11 protein-coding genes are annotated in these 18,213 nt (G+C 74.3%); 6 read left to right on the top strand and 5 right to left on the bottom strand.

All coding sequences use genetic code 11. From position 1 onward, the window contains the following. The first annotated feature begins 31 nt into the window (after positions 1-31). From AC6CKD_RS28285 to AC6CKD_RS28270, 4 genes are all read left to right on the top strand, one after another. Positions 32-1,450 carry a 3-hydroxybutyrate oligomer hydrolase family protein gene (locus tag AC6CKD_RS28285; protein ID WP_498331049.1) on the top strand — a complete coding sequence of 473 codons (1,419 nt, stop codon included), beginning with the start codon at positions 32-34 and terminating at the stop codon, positions 1,448-1,450. A gap of 156 nt (positions 1,451-1,606) precedes the next feature. Continuing rightward, positions 1,607-2,374, top strand: coding sequence for a 3-hydroxybutyrate dehydrogenase (locus AC6CKD_RS28280; protein ID WP_498331048.1), 768 nt, complete (start codon positions 1,607-1,609; stop codon positions 2,372-2,374). Between the two features lie 131 nt (positions 2,375-2,505). Beyond that, positions 2,506-3,165, top strand: a complete 660-nt coding sequence (locus tag AC6CKD_RS28275) for an NADPH-dependent FMN reductase (RefSeq protein WP_498331297.1) — start codon at positions 2,506-2,508, stop codon at positions 3,163-3,165. Positions 3,166-3,246: 81 nt separating this feature from the next. After that, positions 3,247-4,692, top strand: a complete 1,446-nt coding sequence (locus AC6CKD_RS28270) for a glyceraldehyde-3-phosphate dehydrogenase (RefSeq protein WP_498331047.1) — start codon at positions 3,247-3,249, stop codon at positions 4,690-4,692. A 54-nt stretch (positions 4,693-4,746) separates the two neighbouring features. Here the strand turns inward: AC6CKD_RS28270 and AC6CKD_RS28265 are convergent, their stop codons facing one another. Then, entirely contained in the window at positions 4,747-7,608 is a 2,862-nt protein-coding gene (locus tag AC6CKD_RS28265; protein WP_498331045.1) for a helix-turn-helix transcriptional regulator, read from the bottom strand. Positions 7,609-8,237: 629 nt separating this feature from the next. On the opposite strand from AC6CKD_RS28265, the gene AC6CKD_RS28260 reads away from it, so the two are divergent. Continuing rightward, positions 8,238-10,262 carry a putative Ig domain-containing protein gene (locus tag AC6CKD_RS28260; RefSeq protein ID WP_498331043.1) on the top strand — a complete coding sequence of 675 codons (2,025 nt, stop codon included), beginning with the start codon at positions 8,238-8,240 and terminating at the stop codon, positions 10,260-10,262. Positions 10,263-10,423: 161 nt separating this feature from the next. Here AC6CKD_RS28260 and AC6CKD_RS28255 read toward each other — a convergent pair whose 3' ends face one another. Continuing rightward, entirely contained in the window at positions 10,424-11,752 is a 1,329-nt protein-coding gene (locus AC6CKD_RS28255) for a CoA transferase (RefSeq protein ID WP_498331041.1), read from the bottom strand. A gap of 209 nt (positions 11,753-11,961) precedes the next feature. Here AC6CKD_RS28255 and AC6CKD_RS28250 point away from each other — a divergent pair, with 209 nt between their 5' ends. Further along, entirely contained in the window at positions 11,962-12,897 is a 936-nt protein-coding gene (locus tag AC6CKD_RS28250) for an ion transporter (protein ID WP_498331039.1), read from the top strand. A 463-nt stretch (positions 12,898-13,360) separates the two neighbouring features. Here AC6CKD_RS28250 and AC6CKD_RS28245 read toward each other — a convergent pair whose 3' ends face one another. The 3 genes from AC6CKD_RS28245 to AC6CKD_RS28235 form a co-directional block, all read right to left on the bottom strand. Next, positions 13,361-15,004: a carboxylesterase/lipase family protein gene (locus tag AC6CKD_RS28245; RefSeq protein ID WP_498331037.1), complete on the bottom strand. Its 1,644-nt coding sequence runs from the start codon at positions 15,002-15,004 to the stop codon at positions 13,361-13,363. Between the two features lie 203 nt (positions 15,005-15,207). Then, positions 15,208-16,134: a 5'/3'-nucleotidase SurE gene (gene surE / locus AC6CKD_RS28240; protein ID WP_498331035.1), complete on the bottom strand. Its 927-nt coding sequence runs from the start codon at positions 16,132-16,134 to the stop codon at positions 15,208-15,210. A gap of 240 nt (positions 16,135-16,374) precedes the next feature. Then, on the bottom strand, positions 16,375-17,631 hold the full coding sequence (locus tag AC6CKD_RS28235) for an MFS transporter (protein ID WP_498331033.1): 1,257 nt from the start codon (positions 17,629-17,631) through the stop codon (positions 16,375-16,377). Between the last annotated feature and the right edge of the window lie 582 nt (positions 17,632-18,213).

Genomic DNA, 18,213 nt, shown 5'->3' with positions numbered 1-18,213 from the left:
CCCGTCCCGACGCGCCCCCTGGAGCCTCCCCATGCCACCGTCCATCCGTTCCGTCACTCTGACCGCCGCCGCGGCCGTCGCCCTGCTGGCCTCGGTCCTGCCGGCGCTCCCCGCTCCCCCGGCCGCCGCCGGGACCGACGCGCACTGCGCCCGCCGCGCACGCCTTCACGTACCGGGAGCCGAGCACCAAAAGGCCGACTGCCTCGAAGAGTTGACGACGGCCGGCACCGTGGCCTCCGGGCACACCGATCCGGCCGACTGGGCCGGTCTCACCCCCAGGGACCTGGCCGTCCCGACGGGTGTGCCGGGCATCCAGATCGACGGCTACTTCCCCGACACCGCCGCCCCGGCCGCCGTCCCCAACACGAACCACGGCTGGAACCACGACGCGCAGTTCGTCATCCGGCTGCCCGACCGCTGGAACGGCGGACTCGTCGTCGCCGGCTCCCCCGGCGTGCGCGAGCAGTACGCCAACGACCGGGCCATCGGAGACTGGGTGCTCTCGCGCGGCTACGCCTTCGCCGCCACCGACAAGGGCAACACGGGGGCCGCCTTCCACCGCGACGGGCGGGCGCCGGGCGACGCCGTCGCCGAGTGGAACACCCGGGTCACCGAGCTGACCCGGGCCGCCCGCGCGGTCGTCGCGCAGCGCTACCACCGGGCACCGGACCGCACCCTCGCCACCGGCATGTCCAACGGCGGCTACCTGGTGCGCTGGCAGCTGGAGAACCATCCGGAGCTGTACGACGGCGGGGTGGACTGGGAGGGCACCCTGTGGCGGGCCGACGGCCCCGGTCTCCTCACCTTCCTGCCCCCGGCACTGGCCGCCTACCCCGTGTACGCGGCCGGCGGCCCGCGGGCCGGGCAGGCGCACGAGGCGATGCTCGCCGCCGGCTTCCCGGCCGGCTCGGAGTTCTTGTGGCCCTTCCACCACACCTACTACTGGGACCTCACCCAGCGGATCTACCGCGAGGAGTTCGACCCGGGCTTCGACGGTCCGGCCGAGGCCGGAACCCCCTTCTGCGCGCCCGGCACCCCGGCCTGTGACGCCGACTACGCGTACGCCGACCGGCCCGCGGAGGTCCGCCGCGCCGTCGAGCGGATCGCGCTCACCGGCCGGATCGGCAAACCGCTGATCACCCTGCACGGCACCCTCGACGTCCTGCTCCCCATCTCCCGGGACTCCGACGTCTACGCCGAGATGGTCCGCCGGGCCGGCCGCGGCGGCTTGCTGCGCTACTACCGCATCGAGGGCGGCACCCACGTGGACTCGCTCGTCGACGCCTTCCCCGACCGGCTGCGCCCCCTCACCCCCTGCCATCGCGCCGCCTTCACCGCCCTGGAGGACTGGATCGGCCGGGGAGTGCGGCCGCCGCTCGGCCGCACCGTCCCCCGGGACCCGTCGGCCACCCCGGCGGCCCTTCTGACCAGTTGCCCGCTCGACGCCTGAGGACGCGGCGCCCCCGGCCGCGTACGCCGTCGGCCGCATGGCGCCCGCATGGTGACCGCATGGGTGACCGCATGGCGCCCGCCTCCATACGGGCGGGTCCGGGTATGGGGTGCGGCACCGTGGGCGCCGCCCGCGGCCCTCCCTACGCTTCCGGACATGACGAGCGAACTTCCTTCCCCCTCGGGTCCGCGGGGGCGTGTCGCCCTGGTGACGGGCGGCGGCAGCGGCATCGGCCGGGCGTGCGCGGTGGCCCTGGCCGAGGCCGGGGCCGTCGTGCACGTGGCCGATATCGACGCGGCGGCGGCCGAGGCCGTCGCCGGCCTCGTCGGCGGCCACGCCCACGTCGTCGACCTGGCCGACCCCGGCGCGATCGGGGGGCTGCCCGCCGCCGTCGACATCCTGGTCAACAGCGCCGGGCTCCAGCACGTCGCCCCGATCACCGAGTTCCCGCCCGAGCGCTTCGCCCTGATCCAGCAGGTGATGGTCACAGCGCCCTTCCTGCTGCTGCGCCACGTGCTGCCGCACATGTACGCGGCCCGCTGGGGCCGGGTGGTCAACATCTCCAGCGTGCACGGGCTGCGCGCCAGCGCGTACAAATCGGCCTACGTGGCGGCCAAGCACGCGCTGGAGGGGCTGAGCAAGGTCACCGCCATCGAGGGGGCCCCGTACGGCGTGACCAGCAACTGCATCAGCCCCGGCTACGTCCGCACCCCCCTGGTCGAGGGGCAGATCCTGGACCAGGCCGCGGCCCACGGCATCGACGCCCGGGACGTCGTCTCCGAGGTCCTGCTGACCCGGTCGCCGATCAAGCGGCTCATCGAGCCCGAGGAGGTCGCGGCGGCCGCCCTGTGGCTGTGCGGTCCGCACACCGGCTACGTGACGGGCTCCTCGCTCCCCCTGGACGGCGGCTGGGGCGCCAACTGACCCCGTCCGGGTGACAGCCCGTGCGCCGCGCCGCGGGGACCCCCGGCGGGTCCCGTACGGTCCCGCACGTGACCGATGCGAACCAGTCCCAGAGCCCGAAGTTCCCGACGGACCCGGCCGCCCCGGCTCCCCTGAGCGTCACCACCGGACCCGACGCGCTACGGGTCCTCGTCCTCGCGGGGTCCTCCCGCGAGGGCTCCGTGAACGTCCGGCTGGCCGCGCTCGTCGCCGGTCAGGTCGAGCGCTCGGGCGCCGTCGCGGACCTCGCCCGGATCGGGGACTTCGTGATGCCCACGTACGACGGCGACGCCGAGCAGGCCGACGGCCAGCCCCCGGGGTCGGCCGCCCTGCGCGAGCGGCTGCTGGCGGCGCAGGCCCTGGTGATCGCCTCGCCCGAGTACAACGCGTCCGTGCCCGGCGTCGTGAAGAACGCGGTGGACTGGGTGTCCCGGTTCCGGCCGCAGCCCTTCAAGGACAAGCAGACCCTGCTGGTGTCCGCCTCCCCGTCGATGATCGGCGGGAACCGCGGGCTCTGGGCGCTGCGGGTCCCGCTCGAACACCTCGGGGCCCGGGTGTACCCCGACATGTTCAGTCTCGCCATGGCGCACTCGGCCTTCGGCGAGGACGGCGAGCTGACCGATCCGGGCCTGCGCGAGCGGCTGGCCGACACGGTCGATTCCTTCCTCGCGCTCGCCGAGGCGGACACCCGCTACCTGTGCCTCCAGCGCCGCTGGTACGAGTTCCTGGGCGACGAGAGCACCGCTCCCGTGACCCAGCGCGCCGAGGGCTGACCGTCGGCTCAGGGGGTGCCTGAAAGAGCGGTCCGCGCGCGGGTTAGCATATGAGCGCCGCCTAGCTCGAAAGATAATTCTGTGACTGTCAATGACGACTCGTTCACCAATTGGAAGAACCGCGAGAAGATCGCGGAGTCGATGATTCCGATCATCGGAAAGCTGCACCGGGAGCGGGACGTCACGATCCTGCTGCACAGCCGCTCCTTGGTGAACAAGTCCGTGGTGAGCATTCTCAAGACCCACCGGTTCGCCCGCCAGATCGACGGTGAGGAGCTCTCGGTCACCGAGACCCTGCCGTTCCTCCAGGCGCTCACCACCCTCGACCTCGGTCCCTCGCAGATCGACCTCGGCATGCTCGCCGCGTCGTACGCGGCGGACGATCGCGGTCTGTCGGTGGAGGAGTTCACCGCCGGCGCCGTCGCCGGCGCCACGGGTGCCGACAAGATCGAGCGCCGCGAGGGCCGCGACGTGGTCCTCTACGGCTTCGGCCGCATCGGCCGCCTCGTCGCCCGCCTGCTCATCGAGAAGACCGGTTCCGGCAACGGCCTGCGCCTGCGCGCCATCGTCGTCCGCGGCGGCGGTGAGGCGGACCTCGTCAAGCGCGCCTCGCTGCTGCGCCGCGACTCGATCCACGGCCAGTTCCAGGGCACGATCACCGTGGACGAGGCGACCAGCACCATCATCGCCAACGGCAACGAGATCAAGGTGATCTACGCCAACGACCCGTCCGAGGTCGATTACACGGCGTACGGCATCAAGGACGCCATCCTGATCGACAACACCGGCAAGTGGCGCGACCGCGAGGGGCTGTCCAAGCACCTGCGCCCCGGTATCGACAAGGTCGTCCTGACGGCTCCGGGCAAGGGCGACGTCCCCAACATCGTGCACGGGGTCAACCACGACACGATCAAGCCCGACGAGCAGATCCTGTCCTGCGCCTCCTGCACCACCAACGCGATCGTCCCGCCGCTGAAGGCGATGGCGGACGAGTACGGCGTCCTGCGCGGCCACGTGGAGACCGTCCACTCGTTCACCAACGACCAGAACCTGCTGGACAACTACCACAGCGCCGACCGTCGCGGCCGCTCCGCGCCGCTCAACATGGTCATGACGGAGACCGGCGCGGCCTCGGCCGTCGCCAAGGCGCTGCCCGACCTCAAGGCCCCGATCAGCGGCAGCTCGATCCGCGTCCCCGTCCCGGACGTCTCGATCGCGATCCTCAGCCTGCGCCTCGGCCGCGAGACCACCCGCGACGAGGTGCTCGACTACCTCCGCGACGTGTCGCTGACCTCGCCGCTGAAGCGCCAGATCGACTTCACCACGGCGCCCGACGCCGTCTCCAGCGACTTCATCGGCTCGCGTCACGCCTCGATCGTCGACGCGGGCGCCACCAAGGTCGACGGGGACAACGCGATCCTCTACCTCTGGTACGACAACGAGTTCGGCTACTCCTGCCAGGTCGTCCGGGTCGTCCAGTACGTCTCCGGGGTCGAGTACCCGACCTACCCGGCGCCGGCGGCCTGAGCCTCAGGGCCCCGCAGGACCGGACGTGCCGAACGCCCCCCGGGTGACCCCAGGTCACCCGGGGGGCGTTCGGCCGTCCATGCCCGGGGCCGCGGCGGCGCGGGCCGCCGCGAGCTGGGTGCGCGAGCGGACGCCGAGCTTGCGGTAGACGCGGCTCAGCATGCCCTCGACGGTCTTGACCGAGATGAACATGTGCTGGGCCGCCTGCTGGTTGGTGGCCCCCTGGCAGATGAGGTCCGCCAGGCGCGACTCGGACTCGGTCAGCCTGCTCGCGCCCGGCGCCGGGCCCGCTGCCGGAGCCGAGCCGCCCGCCCGGTCGAGCAGCTCCCGGGTGAGCTCCTGCCAGGGTCGGGCGCCGGTGTCGTCGAAGACGGCCCGGGCCGCCTCCCATGCCGCGCGGGCGGCGGCCTGGCGCCTGCGGGCCCGTTCGACCCTGCCCAGGGCGAGGAGCGTACGGGCCTGCTCCAGCGGCAGCCCCAGCCGTTCGAAGGCGGCCGCCGTGCGGTGGAGCAGGCCGCTCGCCTCCTCCACGGCGCCGCCGCGGGCCAGCAGGATCCCGTGTGCGCGGTCCAGCGCCGCCCCCGGTCCCGAGGCCGCGCCGGCCAGGCCCGGCGCGGGCCGTGCGCGCTCCAGCAGTGCGCGGGCCAGGTCGAGCCGGCCCGCGCAGGTGAAGGCCTCCACGGCGTCCGGCTGCCAGCGGAACATGCCCGGGTCGGCCGACGGGACGTGCCGCTCGGCCTCGGCGACGGCCGTGAGCGAGGCCACGGCGTCGGCCACGTCCCCGGTGTGGAGCTGGACCGCGCCCATGACCCAGAGGCTCCGGGACACGTACAGTCCGTCGCCCTCCTCCTGCGAGGCGCGGGCCCCGCAGGAGGCGGTGCGCAGGGCGGCCGCGAAGGATCCGGCGGCGCTCTGCGTCAGCGCGGCGGTGTACCAGGCGGGTCCCATGGACAGCCCCGCCGTGGTGGACAGCCGTACGGCCTGATCGGCCCAGGCGAGCGCCGGGGCGCAGGCGCCGAGGCGGGTGTCGACCTCGGCGAGGCTGCGCCAGATGTCGACCAGGTCCTCGGAGTCGCCCTCGTGCTCGGCGAGCGCGAGCAGCTCCAGGAGCCGATCGCGCGCTTCGGCCAGCCGGTCGTCGAAGACGGCGTGCCGGGCGGCGAGGTACTGGGCGCTGTTGCGGATGCCGGAGTGCTGGGCCGGGACCCCCAGGGCGAGTGCTTCGGCGAGGGTGCCCGGCGCGTCGGCGGTGCCCAGGACCCGTTCCATCCGGGCGCGCATGGTCAGGGCTGCCGCCTGCAGGGGGCGGTGGCCGCCGGCGGCGGCGAGTTCGGCGGCCCGGCCGGCCGCACGCAGGGCCCGCTCCGGGGCCGAGTGCGCGACGTTGGCGGCGATGGCCGCGCGGAGCTCGACGGCGGCGAGGAGGCCGGGGTGGCCGGCCGCCAGTTCCCGGCAGCGTGCCAGCAGCGGTTCCAGGTCGGAGACGGCCTGGCCGTGGGCGTCGACGACGGCGAGCAGCGCGGTGACCTGGTCGGTGGGCTCGGCCCTGCTGGCGGTCAGGGCGTCGGCCGCCTGCCGGGCGGTGTCGACGGAGCCGGCGCAGGCCGCCTCCTGGGCCGCGTACGAGAGCCTGCGGACGCGCACGGCGGACCGGGCCGGCGGGGTGATCTCCGCAGCGAGGAGGAACAGCTCGGCGGCCAGGGCCCGTTCGCCCGCCTCGCGGGCGGTGGCCGCGGCGGTCTCGGTGTCCTCGGCCAGTCCCTGGTCGGGCAGGTCCGCGGCCAGGGCCCGGTGGCGTACCTCGTGAACGGGGTCGCCGACGGCCCGGGCGAGCGTCAGGTGGGCGGCCGCGCGAAGGGGCCTGGCCCCGGAGCGGGCGGCGGCCCGGGCCAGGGCCGCCGCGGTGAAGTGGACGGCGCTCGCCGGGTCCACGCTCAGCACCCCGGCGGCCTGTGCCTGGGCCAGGTGTTCCTCCGCGTCGGAGCAGCCGGCCCTCAGGAGGAGCGGCAGCGAGGGCCGGCTCGTGAGGGCGGCGAGCATCAGGGTGCGCCGGGCCGGTTCGCCGAGCGTGGCGCGCAGCCAGGCCCCGGCCGCGTCGACCGACTGCTCGGCCATGGCGGGCCGGTGCCGCTGTGAGGCGGGCGGCCGCGCGAGCGCCGTACAGGACACGGAGGTCAGCAGGGGGTGGCCGCCGCAGTGGCTCTGCAGGGGGCCCGCCCAGCGGGTGGGCAGGCCGTGCGCGTCGAGCAGGGCGGCCGTCTCCTCGGCGTCGAGCGGGTCCACGTCGATCTGGGCGGGGTGCCCGCCGAGCAGCCGGGCGGCGGCCTGTGCCCGGCCGTGGACGCGTTCGGTGACGATCGCGGTGAGACCGGGTGCGGCGAGGGTGCGCAGGGCGTAGCCGAGGACGTCGGCGCTGGCCGGGTCGAGCCATTGGGCCCCGTCGACGGCCAGGATCCAGCGGCCCGACGCCAGCAGCGCGGTCACCGCGAGGCGGGCGGGCAACTGCTCGGAGGCCGCGAGCGGTTCGTCCGCGCCCCGGTGCAGGATCCGGTCGACCACCTCGTTCTGCCTGCCGGAGAGCGCCGCGAGCTGGGCCGCTCCGCAGTGGGACAGCATCTGGGCGAGCGCGCCGAAGACGTGGTCGCGGTCCTCTTCGACCGTCGTGACGCGCAGCACCGTTCGCGCGGCGCCGGAGCCTGCGCCCGGGCCGGCGTGTGGAGCGCGCAGCACGTCCTCCAGGACGGTGGTCTTGCCCGCGCCCCAGGGGCCGGCGAGCGCCACCCGCCCCTCGCGCTCCAGCACTCCGGCCGCGCGCGCGGCCGCCCCGGGGACCGCGCGCCGGACCCCTGCGGCCGACGCGGGGTTGGCGGGGTGAGCGGGGTGGGCGGAGTTCTCCACGTCACTGTCTGGCGTCACGAGGTGGCACCGTAGGCGGCGGCGGTTCCCGTGACAACGCCGGGGGCCGCCGGGCCGGGGGATCAAGGGTTTCCCCTGATGCCAAGGGGTGCCGCTCCCGGCGATGGTGGTGCCGGGGCCTGTCGTCGCCTTCCCGTCGTCGCCCGCGGGCGGACGGGAAGACGACGGGCCCCCTGGCGGGCCGTCCACACTCCGGGTGCGGGCGCAGACCCGGAGCACCGCTGCCCTCCACGGGAGGAGCGGGGGCGTGGTCTGGACGGCTCGCCGTACTGCGTGCCGGGCCCGGCGCGACGGGCCCGGCACGCAGTACGCGCGCCCGGCGCGGGCTGCGGCCCGCGCCGCGCGCGTGAGGCCCTTCCGGTCGTCACGGGAGGCCCGCCCGGTCGGCGCGTGAGGGCAACGCGGGCCGGAGCGCGGCGGGTTGAGCCGCTGGCCCCCGTGGTGGGCAGCAAGGGATTCCTCCGATGCTCCCGGCACCGGCCCGGGATAACTCTGTTGGCCACCCGGAGTCCGCAGAAGCGGCTCCACGAAATCCGGGCTCCGGGGACGTGAAGCGTCCCGCGCTCCCCCACGGGACGCGCATCCGTACCGGCCTACCCCTCCGGTCCGCCCCCCATGAAGGGATTTCCGTGCGAAATCTGTCAGAAAGGTCCAAGTGGGCCTCCCTTACGGCCGCTTCCGTCACGGCCGTCGTCGCGCTCGGCGGCCTGGGCGTCCTGCCCGCACGGGCCACCGAGGCCGCGCGGCCCGGACCGTCCGCGTCCCCGCAGGTCCTCGACGCCATGCAGCGCGATCTCCACCTCTCCGCCGCACAGGTCCGCGACCGCATCGCCGACGAAGCGGCGGCCTACGAGGCGGCCACCCTCGTCCGGGGCCGGGTCGGCGACCGGGTGGCCGGCCTGTGGTTCGACTCCTCCACGGGACGGCTGAACGCGGCCGTCTCCGACGCGGCGGACGCGGCACTGGTACGGGACGCGGGCGCCGTCGCCCAGCAGGCCCGGTACAGCCGGGCCGAACTGGCCGCCGCCGCCCGGACCGTGACGCGCGACATCGGGTCCGGGATCGCGGGTGTGGTGTCGTGGGGCCCCGACGTCCGGAACAACCGGATCGACGTCACTGTGGACCGGACTGCGCGCAACGCGTCCACGGACGCCTTCGTGACCCGCCTCACCGCCCTGGGCGGCATCGTCCACGTCACGGAAACCTCCGACAGCCCGCGGCAGCAGGCCGACGTGACCGGCGGCGAGAAGTGGGTGCCCGGCAGCGAGAGCCCGTGCTCCATCGGCTTCGCCGCCACCCGGGTCACCGGGGGCGCCAAGACCTTCCTGACGGCCGGCCACTGCACCAACGACGTCAACCAGCCCGCCTACGGCAAGGACGGGACCCGCGTGGGCACGTCCAACAAGGACGGGCAGGGCAGCGTCAACGCCCGGGAAGGCGACATGGGCGTCGTCGACGTGGACCAGTCGGGGTGGAACCTCTCCCCCTACGTCGCGGGCGACGCGACCCACACCCCCGTCGCCGTCACCGGCTCGGCCGACGCCGTGGTCGGCACCGCGGTCTGCCGCTCCGGGCAGACCACGGGCATGCGGTGCGGCGAGGTCACCAAGGTCAACCAGAGCGTGGACTACGGCAGCGTGGTCATCGACGGCCTGTCGTACTCCAACGCCTGTTCCGCGGGCGGAGATTCGGGCGGCGCGTACGTCACCGCGACCGGCGGCAAGGGTGTCGGCCTGCACTCCGGCGGCGGCAGTGCCACCTGTACCTCGGGCAGCGGCGAGAAGTTCACCATCTTCCAGCCCGTGGTCGAGGCCCTGGCCAAGTTCAAGGTGACCCTGGCCGTCACCACGCCGCAGCCTGGCAACGTCACCGTGGCCGCGGTCTCGGCCCAGAACGGCGTCGTCGGCGCCCGGATACCCGAGCTGCGCAACAGCGCCGAGGGCGGCACGGCCCCCTACGCCTGGTCCGCGACGGGCTTGCCCGCCGGGCTGGCCATCGCCTCCTCGACCGGAACCATCACGGGCACCCCCACCACGGCCGGAACCTCCCACGTGACCGTCACCGCCACCGACAACGCCGGCAAGACCGGCTCCGCCTCCTTCTCGTGGACGATCACGACCGCGGGTACGGCGCCGTCCGTGACCAACCCCGGCAGCCAGAGCTCCGCCGTCGGCGCCGCGGCCAGCCTGACGGTCAAGGCCACCGGTGGCACCGCGCCCTACGCCTGGTCCGCGACGGGTCTGCCCGCCGGCCTGGGCATCGGCTCCGCGACCGGCACGATCACGGGCACCGCCACCACGGCCGGTACCTCCACCGTGACCGTCACCGCCACGGACAACGCGGGCAAGGCCGCCTCCGCGACGTTCTCCTGGACGGTCAGCACCGTCACGGGCACCAGCCCGGTCCTGACGAACCCGGGCAACCAGACCGTCTACATCGGCAAGCCCGTCACACTCGCCCTCCAGGCCACCGGCGGCACCACGCCGTACGCCTTCAAGGCCACGGGCCTGCCGGCCGGCCTGAGCATGAACGCCGCCACGGGCGTCATCACCGGCTCCCCCACCACCTGGGGCTTCGGTGGCAGCACCCTGACCGTGACCGACGCGGCGGGCAAGTCCTCCTCGGTCGGCGTCACCTGGAACGTCTACTTCTAGTACTTCTAGTCCGGTTCCAGAGCGCGTGAGCACCTGATCCTGACCCTGATCCTGACCCTGACCCTGACCCTGACAAGTCTCCTCACCCGTTCCGCCCGGTGCCGACCGCCTCCAGACCCCGGAGGCGGTCGGCACCTCCCCGCGGGGCCCCGGCCGACGGCTCAGAGCCAGGCGGGCCGGTCCGTCCCCCAGCGGGAGGGGCCCCGCTCCCCATCGCGGCCGCCGAGCGGCGAGGCCGCGTACCGCAGGGGGCCGTACCCCGAGCCCGTCTCCCGCAGCCACGGTTCCGGGCTGTATCCCGGTACGGCGGCGCCGGCCCGCGGGACTTCGCGGACCAGCCACGACGCCGTCCCCGCCAGGGAGAACCGCAGGGTTCGGCCACCGCCCTCCGCGAGCGCCCGTAGCACCCCGGCGGCCGCCAGGTACCCCGTCCCGTGGTCCAGTGCCTGCGCCGGCAGCACCCCGGGGCCGTCCTCGTCACCGCAGGCGGCGGCGATCCCGTACCCCGCCTGCACGAGCGAGTCGAACCCCCTGCGCCGCGCCCAGGGGCCGCGCCACCCCCACGCGCACAGCTCGGCCACGACCAGACCCGGGCGCCGCGCGAGCAGTTCCTGCGCGCCCAGCCCGTACCGCTCCAGTGCTCCCGGCCGGTATCCCGTCACCACCACGTCCGCTCCGGCCAGCAGGCCGTCGAACACCGCCCTGCCCTCCGGCGCTCCCAGGTCGAGGAGGGCGGAGCGCTTCCCGAAGCCGGTGTCCGCGTAGGCGTCGTCCGCCTCGGGGAGGGCCGGGGAGTCGATCCGCAGGACGTCCGCACCGAGCAGTCCGAGCGTCCTGGTGGCCACCGGCCCCGCGATGACCCGGGTCAGGTCGAGCACCCGTACCCCCGCCATCGGCAGCGCGGTGCCCGCCGCGACCCTGCCGAGGGGCCGCCCGCCCACGCCCGACTCCGTCCGTTCCACCAGGGGGTGCGGCGCGCCGTAGCCCTCCGTCAGCACGGCCACCGCCAGCCCGCCGGCCGCGTAGACCTCCTCCTGGACGTCCACCGCCCGCCGCCGGGCGATCGCCCCGGCCACGCCCTCCCGGGTCCCGGCCCCCAGGACGCTCACCAACGCGGCTTCGTGGTGCGGATAGTTGGCGTGCGTACGCACCCACCCGTCGTCGGCCCGCCAGAAGCCGGACAGCGGCGCGAACGACACGGGCGCCCGGCCGTCCACCAGCAGGTGGCGCTCGCTGACGAACGCCGTGGCCACGGCCCCTTCGTCGACCAGCAGTGGAGACACGTCGTCCGCCCCGCCCCCGGCCCGTACGGCGGCCAGCTCCGCGGCGGCCAGCGCGCACACGCCCACCGTGGCCCGCGCGAGCTCCCTCACGGGCAGCGGCCCGTCCCCCAGACCACTCGGGCCCCGGTAGCCCACCTGCCCCGCCAGCCCTTCGGGACCGCCCAACGCTGCCCATGCCCGTCCGGTCCCGCCGTCACGACTCGTCATGCGGCCATCCTGCCCGCCGCTCCTCGGCCCACGCGGGGCGGGCCGGGGCCCCGATCGGGCGATGTAGCGCTCCAGGGCGTCTCGAATTCGCCCGTACGGCGTTACACGACCCGGAACATGAACATCGCCTCGGCTGCCTCGTCTTCCGTCGCGGCACAGCCGGCGCGTGCGGGGCCGGTGGCGGCCGGTGGCCCGTACGAGGGAGCACGATGACCGACCCGACCGCGGTGGACACCTGGCGTGGAAGGCTTGCCGCGCCTTGCCGTGACGTGTGCGAGGCGCCCGCGTTCTCGCTCACCGTTTTCGCGGTGATCCTCTTCAACGCCGCGCTTCTGGGGGCCGAGACCTACAGCGGCTTCTCCGCCGAGTACAGCGGTCTCCTTGCGGCGACCGAGCGCTTCTGCGTGATCGCCTTCACCCTGGAGATGCTGATCCGCCTCGGCGCGCACGCCGACCGGCCGAAAGCTTTCTTCCAGGACCCTTGGAACATCTTCGACTTGGTGGTCGTCTCCTCGGCCTTCATCCCGTTCCTCCGGGAGAACACCACGCTCCTGCGGCTGCTGCGGCTGGCGCGGGTCCTGCGGACCGCCCGGTTCATGCCCCAGCTGCGGGTCCTGCTGGTCGCGGTGGGCCGCAGCCTGCCCGGTACCGTCAGCTTCCTGTTCGTGGGCGCGCTGATCGTCTACGTGTACGCGATGATCGGCTGGATCTGCTTCGCCGACCACGACCCGCAGCACTACGGGTCCATCGGCCGGGCCGCGCTGACCCTGTTCCTGCTGATGACGCTCGAAGGGCTGGGGGACGCCGTCCACGCGGGGCTGGCCATCTCCCCACTGAGCCTCCTCTACTACGCCTCCTACGTGCTCTTCGGCTCCTTCGTGCTGGTCAACGTCTTGATCGGCGTGGTCCTCAACGCACTCGAGGAGGCGCGGGAGATGGAGGACGAGGCCGAGAAGGAGGAGAAGCGGTCCCTGCTCCTGGCGAAGCAGTCGCCGCCGGACGCCGCCGACGAGCTCCTGCTGCGCATCGCGGCGGTGCGCAGCGCGCTCGACGACATGGAGACCCAGCTCGACGCCGTGCACGCCATGTCGTCGGCGGCCGGGGCTTCCGGCCCGCCGGTTCACGCCTCGGCGGGCTCCCGCTAGCACCGGCCGGGCCCGGCGGACCCGCCGGGCCCGGCCGTCCCCGGGGATGCCCGTCAGCGAGCGGTTCGGCGAGCGGCGCGTCCAGGTTGGGTGGTCGGAGGCGGCCGCGCCGATCGTCACGCTCCCCGCGAACCGGGCCAGTTCCCCGGCCAGTCCGTCGTTTACACCGCAGCCGAGCCCCGACGGGCTGATCAGCGCCCGGGCACAGGACACGGCCGTACCGAGGGCCCAGCCCACGGACTCGGGAGCCGCCGCGGCGGGTCGGCGGTCGGTACGGCCCGCGCCGTGGACGCGGGGAACCGCCGGATGCCCCTGGGGACCGTGGCCCTCGGGGCATCCGGCGGCGTGGCGGCACCCCCCGGGCCGCCGTCGGTTCGGTGACCACCAGAGGATGAGCCCCGCGCTCGCGCGTTGAGGCGAGCGCGGATCATCCCCCGTACGGACCACCGGGTCTCGTCTCCCGTCAGAGCGGCCGGGAGGGCCGGCCGCGCCAGAAGCCGCATTGGTGCTCGGCTGCGAACGCCCGGTCGAGTCGGTCCCCCGCGGGCGCCAGGGTCAGCACCGTGCCGCCCGGTCCGGCCACCGGCCAGGGGCTCTGGCCCGCGACCGCGGGAACCCCGTGGCGGGCGAAGGCACCCCAGTAGCGCTTCATCCGCGTCGCCAGGGCGACTTGGACGGAGGTCAGGGGCCGCTCGCCCATGGTGAAGTCGTGCAGGTAGGCGAGTTCGGCGCTGTGCGCGTTCGACTGGTCCAGGCCCGGAACCTGCGCGCCCGCCAGGGTCGGCGACTCGGGGTCGTCGAACTCGTAGGCGAAGGTGGGCACCTGGCGTGCGAACAGTTGCGCCGTCCAGGCGGTTTCACAGGCGAACGTCGCATCGGTCATGACCGTCGACAGCGCCAGGTACGGGGATCCGTGCGCGGCGACCGGATAGCGGGCGAGGACCTCCGGTCCGGCCGCCCCGTAGCTCGCGAGGACCTGCTCCGCGTACTGCCCGGCCGTCAGGCCGGGCTGGGTCAGCGCGACGAAGAGGCGTGCCTCGGAGCGGGTGCTCCCGATCAGGACCGGGACCTTGTTCCATGACCCGGCCGAGATCGCGGCGGCCGGGTCCCGCGGGAGCAGCCCGTCGCCCGACGCGGGACCCGAAGTGGCACGCGTACGGGCCGCGTCCACCAGCGACCGTCCGGAAGCGGCGCGCAGGCACGCGACGACTCCGGCCGGATCGGGGCAGCCCGCGCTCGCGGCGAAGGCACGCGCCTCGGACTCGGCGCGCGCGCCGTCGGGGGTGCGCAGCAGCGTGCACGGCCCGCTCTGCAGCACGGCCCGGTGGAACAGTCCGGCCGCCGGCGGGGCGGCGAGCAGCCCGCACACCGAACCGCTGCCCGCGGACTGGCCGGAGACCGTGACGTTGCCCGGGTCCCCGCCGAAGGCCGCGATGTTCTCCCTCGTCCAGCGCAGCGCCTGGATCTGGTCCATCAGGCCGAAGGAGCCGGAGCGCAGCGCGTTCTCCCGGCCCAGTTCGGGGAGGCCCAGGTAACCCAGCTGGCCGAGGCGGTAGTTGATGCTGATCACGACGGAGCCGGTGAGTTCCGCCATCGTGCGGCCGCCGAACTGGGTGCCGGTGCCCTGGCTGTACGCGCCCCCGTGCATCCAGAGGATCACCGGCAGCCGGGCCCCCGCGCGGGTCCGGCCGGGCCGGTACACGTCCAGGTACAGGCAGTCCTCGCTGACGGCCGAGGGATCGCGCAGCCCGAACGGCGAGAACTGCAGGCAGGCGGGGGCCTGTTCGGCGGCTTCGCGCGCTCCGTTCCAGTGCCGGGGCGCCTGCGGGGCGCGCAGCCGGTTCTCCCCGACCGGCGCGGCGGCGTAGGGCACACCGAGGAACTCCTGCGCCCCGCCGTGGGCGCGGCCGCGCAGCGCGCCCTGTTCGACGGACACCACCGGGCGGGGCGACCCGGCCGGTGGGCCGCCTGTGACTCCGCCGGGGAGGCCGTCGGGAGAGGCGGCCGCGGGGAGTGCGGTGGCGATCAGCGCGGTGAGGGCCAGCGCCGTGCCGAGTAAGGGTCTTGCCGTGGAAAGCCGGGTGATCCGGCGCGAGAGCCGCTGCATCCGTACTCCTGGGGTCGGGCCGTCCGGGGCGGGACGGGGCGGGGGACGCCCGCCCCGCCTCCGGAAGGCCTGCGGGTGTGGTCGGCGGGTCCTGGCCCGAGGGCCGGGCCCGGCCTAGGGTCGAGTACCAGCCGGAGGGCGAGGACCAGCCGGAGGGCGAGGACCGGCCTGAGGCCGAGGCCTCGCCTGCGAGTGCGCCCTACCTACGGGCGGAGTCCGGTGAGCAGGGCGGCGGTGACGGCGAAGTCGGCCGGTCCGGTGTTCCAGTCCGCGTTCATCGGACTGACGGCGATCTTCCCGGCGCTCACGGCCTCGACGTCACTGCCCCGGGCCGGCGTCTTCAGGTCCACCGTCACGCCGACCTTCCAGGTGCCGTCGCCGGCGTCGGTGAAGTCGGCCTTCAGGAGCGCTTGCGCGTCCTGGAAGGTGGTGGCCACCCCGGCCGGGGTGCCCTTGCCGTCGGCGCCGACGACGGGGTGGTTCACGTTGAGGCCGACGCCCTCGGGCAGCAGGGGGCCCGAGCGGGCCCGCGAGCGCAGCCGGTCGATCAGCTTGACGGCGAAGTCGAGCGTCGGACCCATCGCATTGACCGTGGTCACGGGGTCGGGAGCGACGAGGCCGCCGGTGCTCAGGGCGATGGCGGGTACGCCCGCGTCGAGTGCGGCGACGGCGCCGCCGACCGTGCCGGAGTGGCTGGCGAGCGCGGCCACGTTCGGGCCGTAGTTGGTGCCCGACACGACGAGATCGGGTGCTCGCCCTTCGAACACCTCGGAGAGCCCGAAGTTCACCGAGTCACCGGGGGTTCCGTCGACCGCCCACACCTTCGGCTCCGGGTGGCGGACCGCGAGGGAGGGGGAGTTGGACGTCTTCGTGCCGGCGCCGCTCTGGTTGGTCAGCGGGGCCACGATGGTGACGTCGTGCCCGGCGGCGGTCAGCCGCGCGAAGGCCAGGCGGATGCCGGGCGCGTTGTAGCCGTCGTCGTTGGTGAGCAGGATCCGCAGCGGGCCCGTGGGCACCGGTGCGGGCACCGGCCCGGCCTGCGGTGCGGCCGCTGCGGCGGGCACCGTACCGGCGAGGGCCGGCGCGCAGAGCAGCAGGGCGGCCAACGGCAGAACTCGCTTGCGTTGCACGGAAGAACGCTCCTTGGGAGAGGGAGGGGAAACAGGGACGGGGTGAGGGTCGGCAGGGTGGTGCCCGGCGGACTCGCGACCCTCGGCGCGAGCCCGCCGGAGTGCGGTCCGGGCCGCCGCCCTCGAGGGGCGGCCCGGAGGCTGCGGGGACCCCGGGACCCCGGGACCCCGGGACCCCGGGACCTCGAGGCCGGAGGCCGGGGGCCGGAGGCTTTTCGGCGCCACGGGGCCTGGCGGGGATCAGCGCACGCTGCGGATGGGGAGGATCGCCAGTGCGCCGATCAGCGAGAGGGCGCCACCGACCAGGAACAGCGGCGTGTACCCGCCCAGGGTGGTGACCACGGCGGAGGCGACGAACGGGGCGATGATCTGCGGCCCGGCGTTCGCGATGTTCAGTACGCCCATGTCGCGGGCGGCGTCCTCGGCCCGGGGCAGCACCAGGGTGACGAGCGCGGTGTCGACGGCCATGAAGCATCCGAAGGCCAGGCCGTTGAGCGCGCTGAAGACGAGCATGCCCGTCCACGTCGGACTGACGACCGGGACCACCATGACCAGCCCGGCGAGGGCCGCCGAGACGCCGACGAACACTTTGCGGCGGTTCCAGCGGTCGGACAGCAGCCCTCCGACCACCGTGGAGACGGCCATGGCGACCATCGACACGGGGGTGAGCACCGCCATCGCGGCGGGCGGCGTCATCCCCTCGGGGAGCGTGATGTGGTCGCCGAGGATGTAGAGCTGGTAGCCGACCACCGAGAAGTACCCGAGGACCATCAGGGCGCGCCCGATGAAGGCCCATCGGAAGTCGTGGTTGGCGAGGGCCGAAAGGAAGGCCTTGATCTGCGCCCCCTTGGGGGCGGCGGGCGCGTCCGCGGCGGGCTCGGAGCGCGGTACGTCCCGGCAGAAGGTGGTGAGCAGCAGCGCGGCTCCGGCGATGACCCCGCCGAAGACGAGGTAGCCGGTGCGCAGGTGCTCCGAGGTCTGGGAGGCGATCAGTACGCCGACCGTGCCGCCGATGGGCAGGCCCAGTCCCACCAGCGCGGACGCGGTGCCGCGCCGGGCGGCGGGCACGCGGTCGGGCACGATCGCGGTGACGGCGGCCTGGTAGACGTTCATGGTCGCCTGGACCAGGCACCAGCCGATCCCGACGAGCAGGGCCGTACTGACGCTGCCGAGGACGGCGAGCCCCGCGAGCGAGCCGAGCGCCCCGCCGAGGACCCAGGGGTTGCGGCGGCCGCTGCGGTCGGAGAGCGCGCCTGCGATCGGGTTGAAGGCGGTGGCGAAGATCGCGCTGATACCGCCGATCAGACCCAGGACGGCCACCTTGTCGTCGCCGGCGATCGCGGCGATCTGGGTGGGCAGGAGGACGGAGCCGACGCCCATGTAGACGGCCATCATCGCGGAGTTCGCGACCAGCAGGAGGAGCAGGAGCCCGCGTCCGCGGGAGGGTTCGGGGTCCGCCGGGACGGCGGGCGGGTCGATGATCTCGTTCGTAGCCATGACGACTCCTCGGGGGACGGAGCGGGGAGGTGGCGCGGGGGGACCGCCGGTGCGGTGCGCGGGGAGGACGGAGACGCCGAGGGTGCTGTCGCGCACGAGGGCGTCGCCGGGGGAACGCCGCGCCGAGCGCGAGGCGGCTGACGCGGTGCGACTGCTCGTGCGGTGCGGTGCGTGCGGTGCCTGCGGTGCGGCGTGGTGGGGGTGCGGTGGGGCGCGTTGCGGTGCGTCGGGGATTCGGTGCGGTGCGGTGCGGCACGGCGGGGTGCTGCGTGACGCTGTGCGGTTCACACGATGTTGTTACACGTGTCACTTGCAGTGCTTGGACACTGTGTAGCACTCGATCGCCGCTCTCGCCAAGGGTTAGAGCGAGCCTCAGTACGGATCGTGACCCGCACACGAAGTCGAGTTTGATCACGTGTAACCATCTAAATCAGGGCTCAGGAGGGGTCAGACCCGACCGAGAACCCTCTTGCCCTTGTGGCGGCGGTCACGCTTCCGCAATACTCCGTGCCGCACGCACGCCACCGCCACCACCGAACCCCGACGGAGCCCGCCCACCCCTGCGGCTCAGCCGCGGCACGG

This window comes from Streptomyces sp. GQ60, from assembly GCF_059758875.1.
The sequence above is the reverse complement of the archived record's forward strand: the minus strand, read 5'-3'. Positions and strand labels throughout refer to the sequence as shown.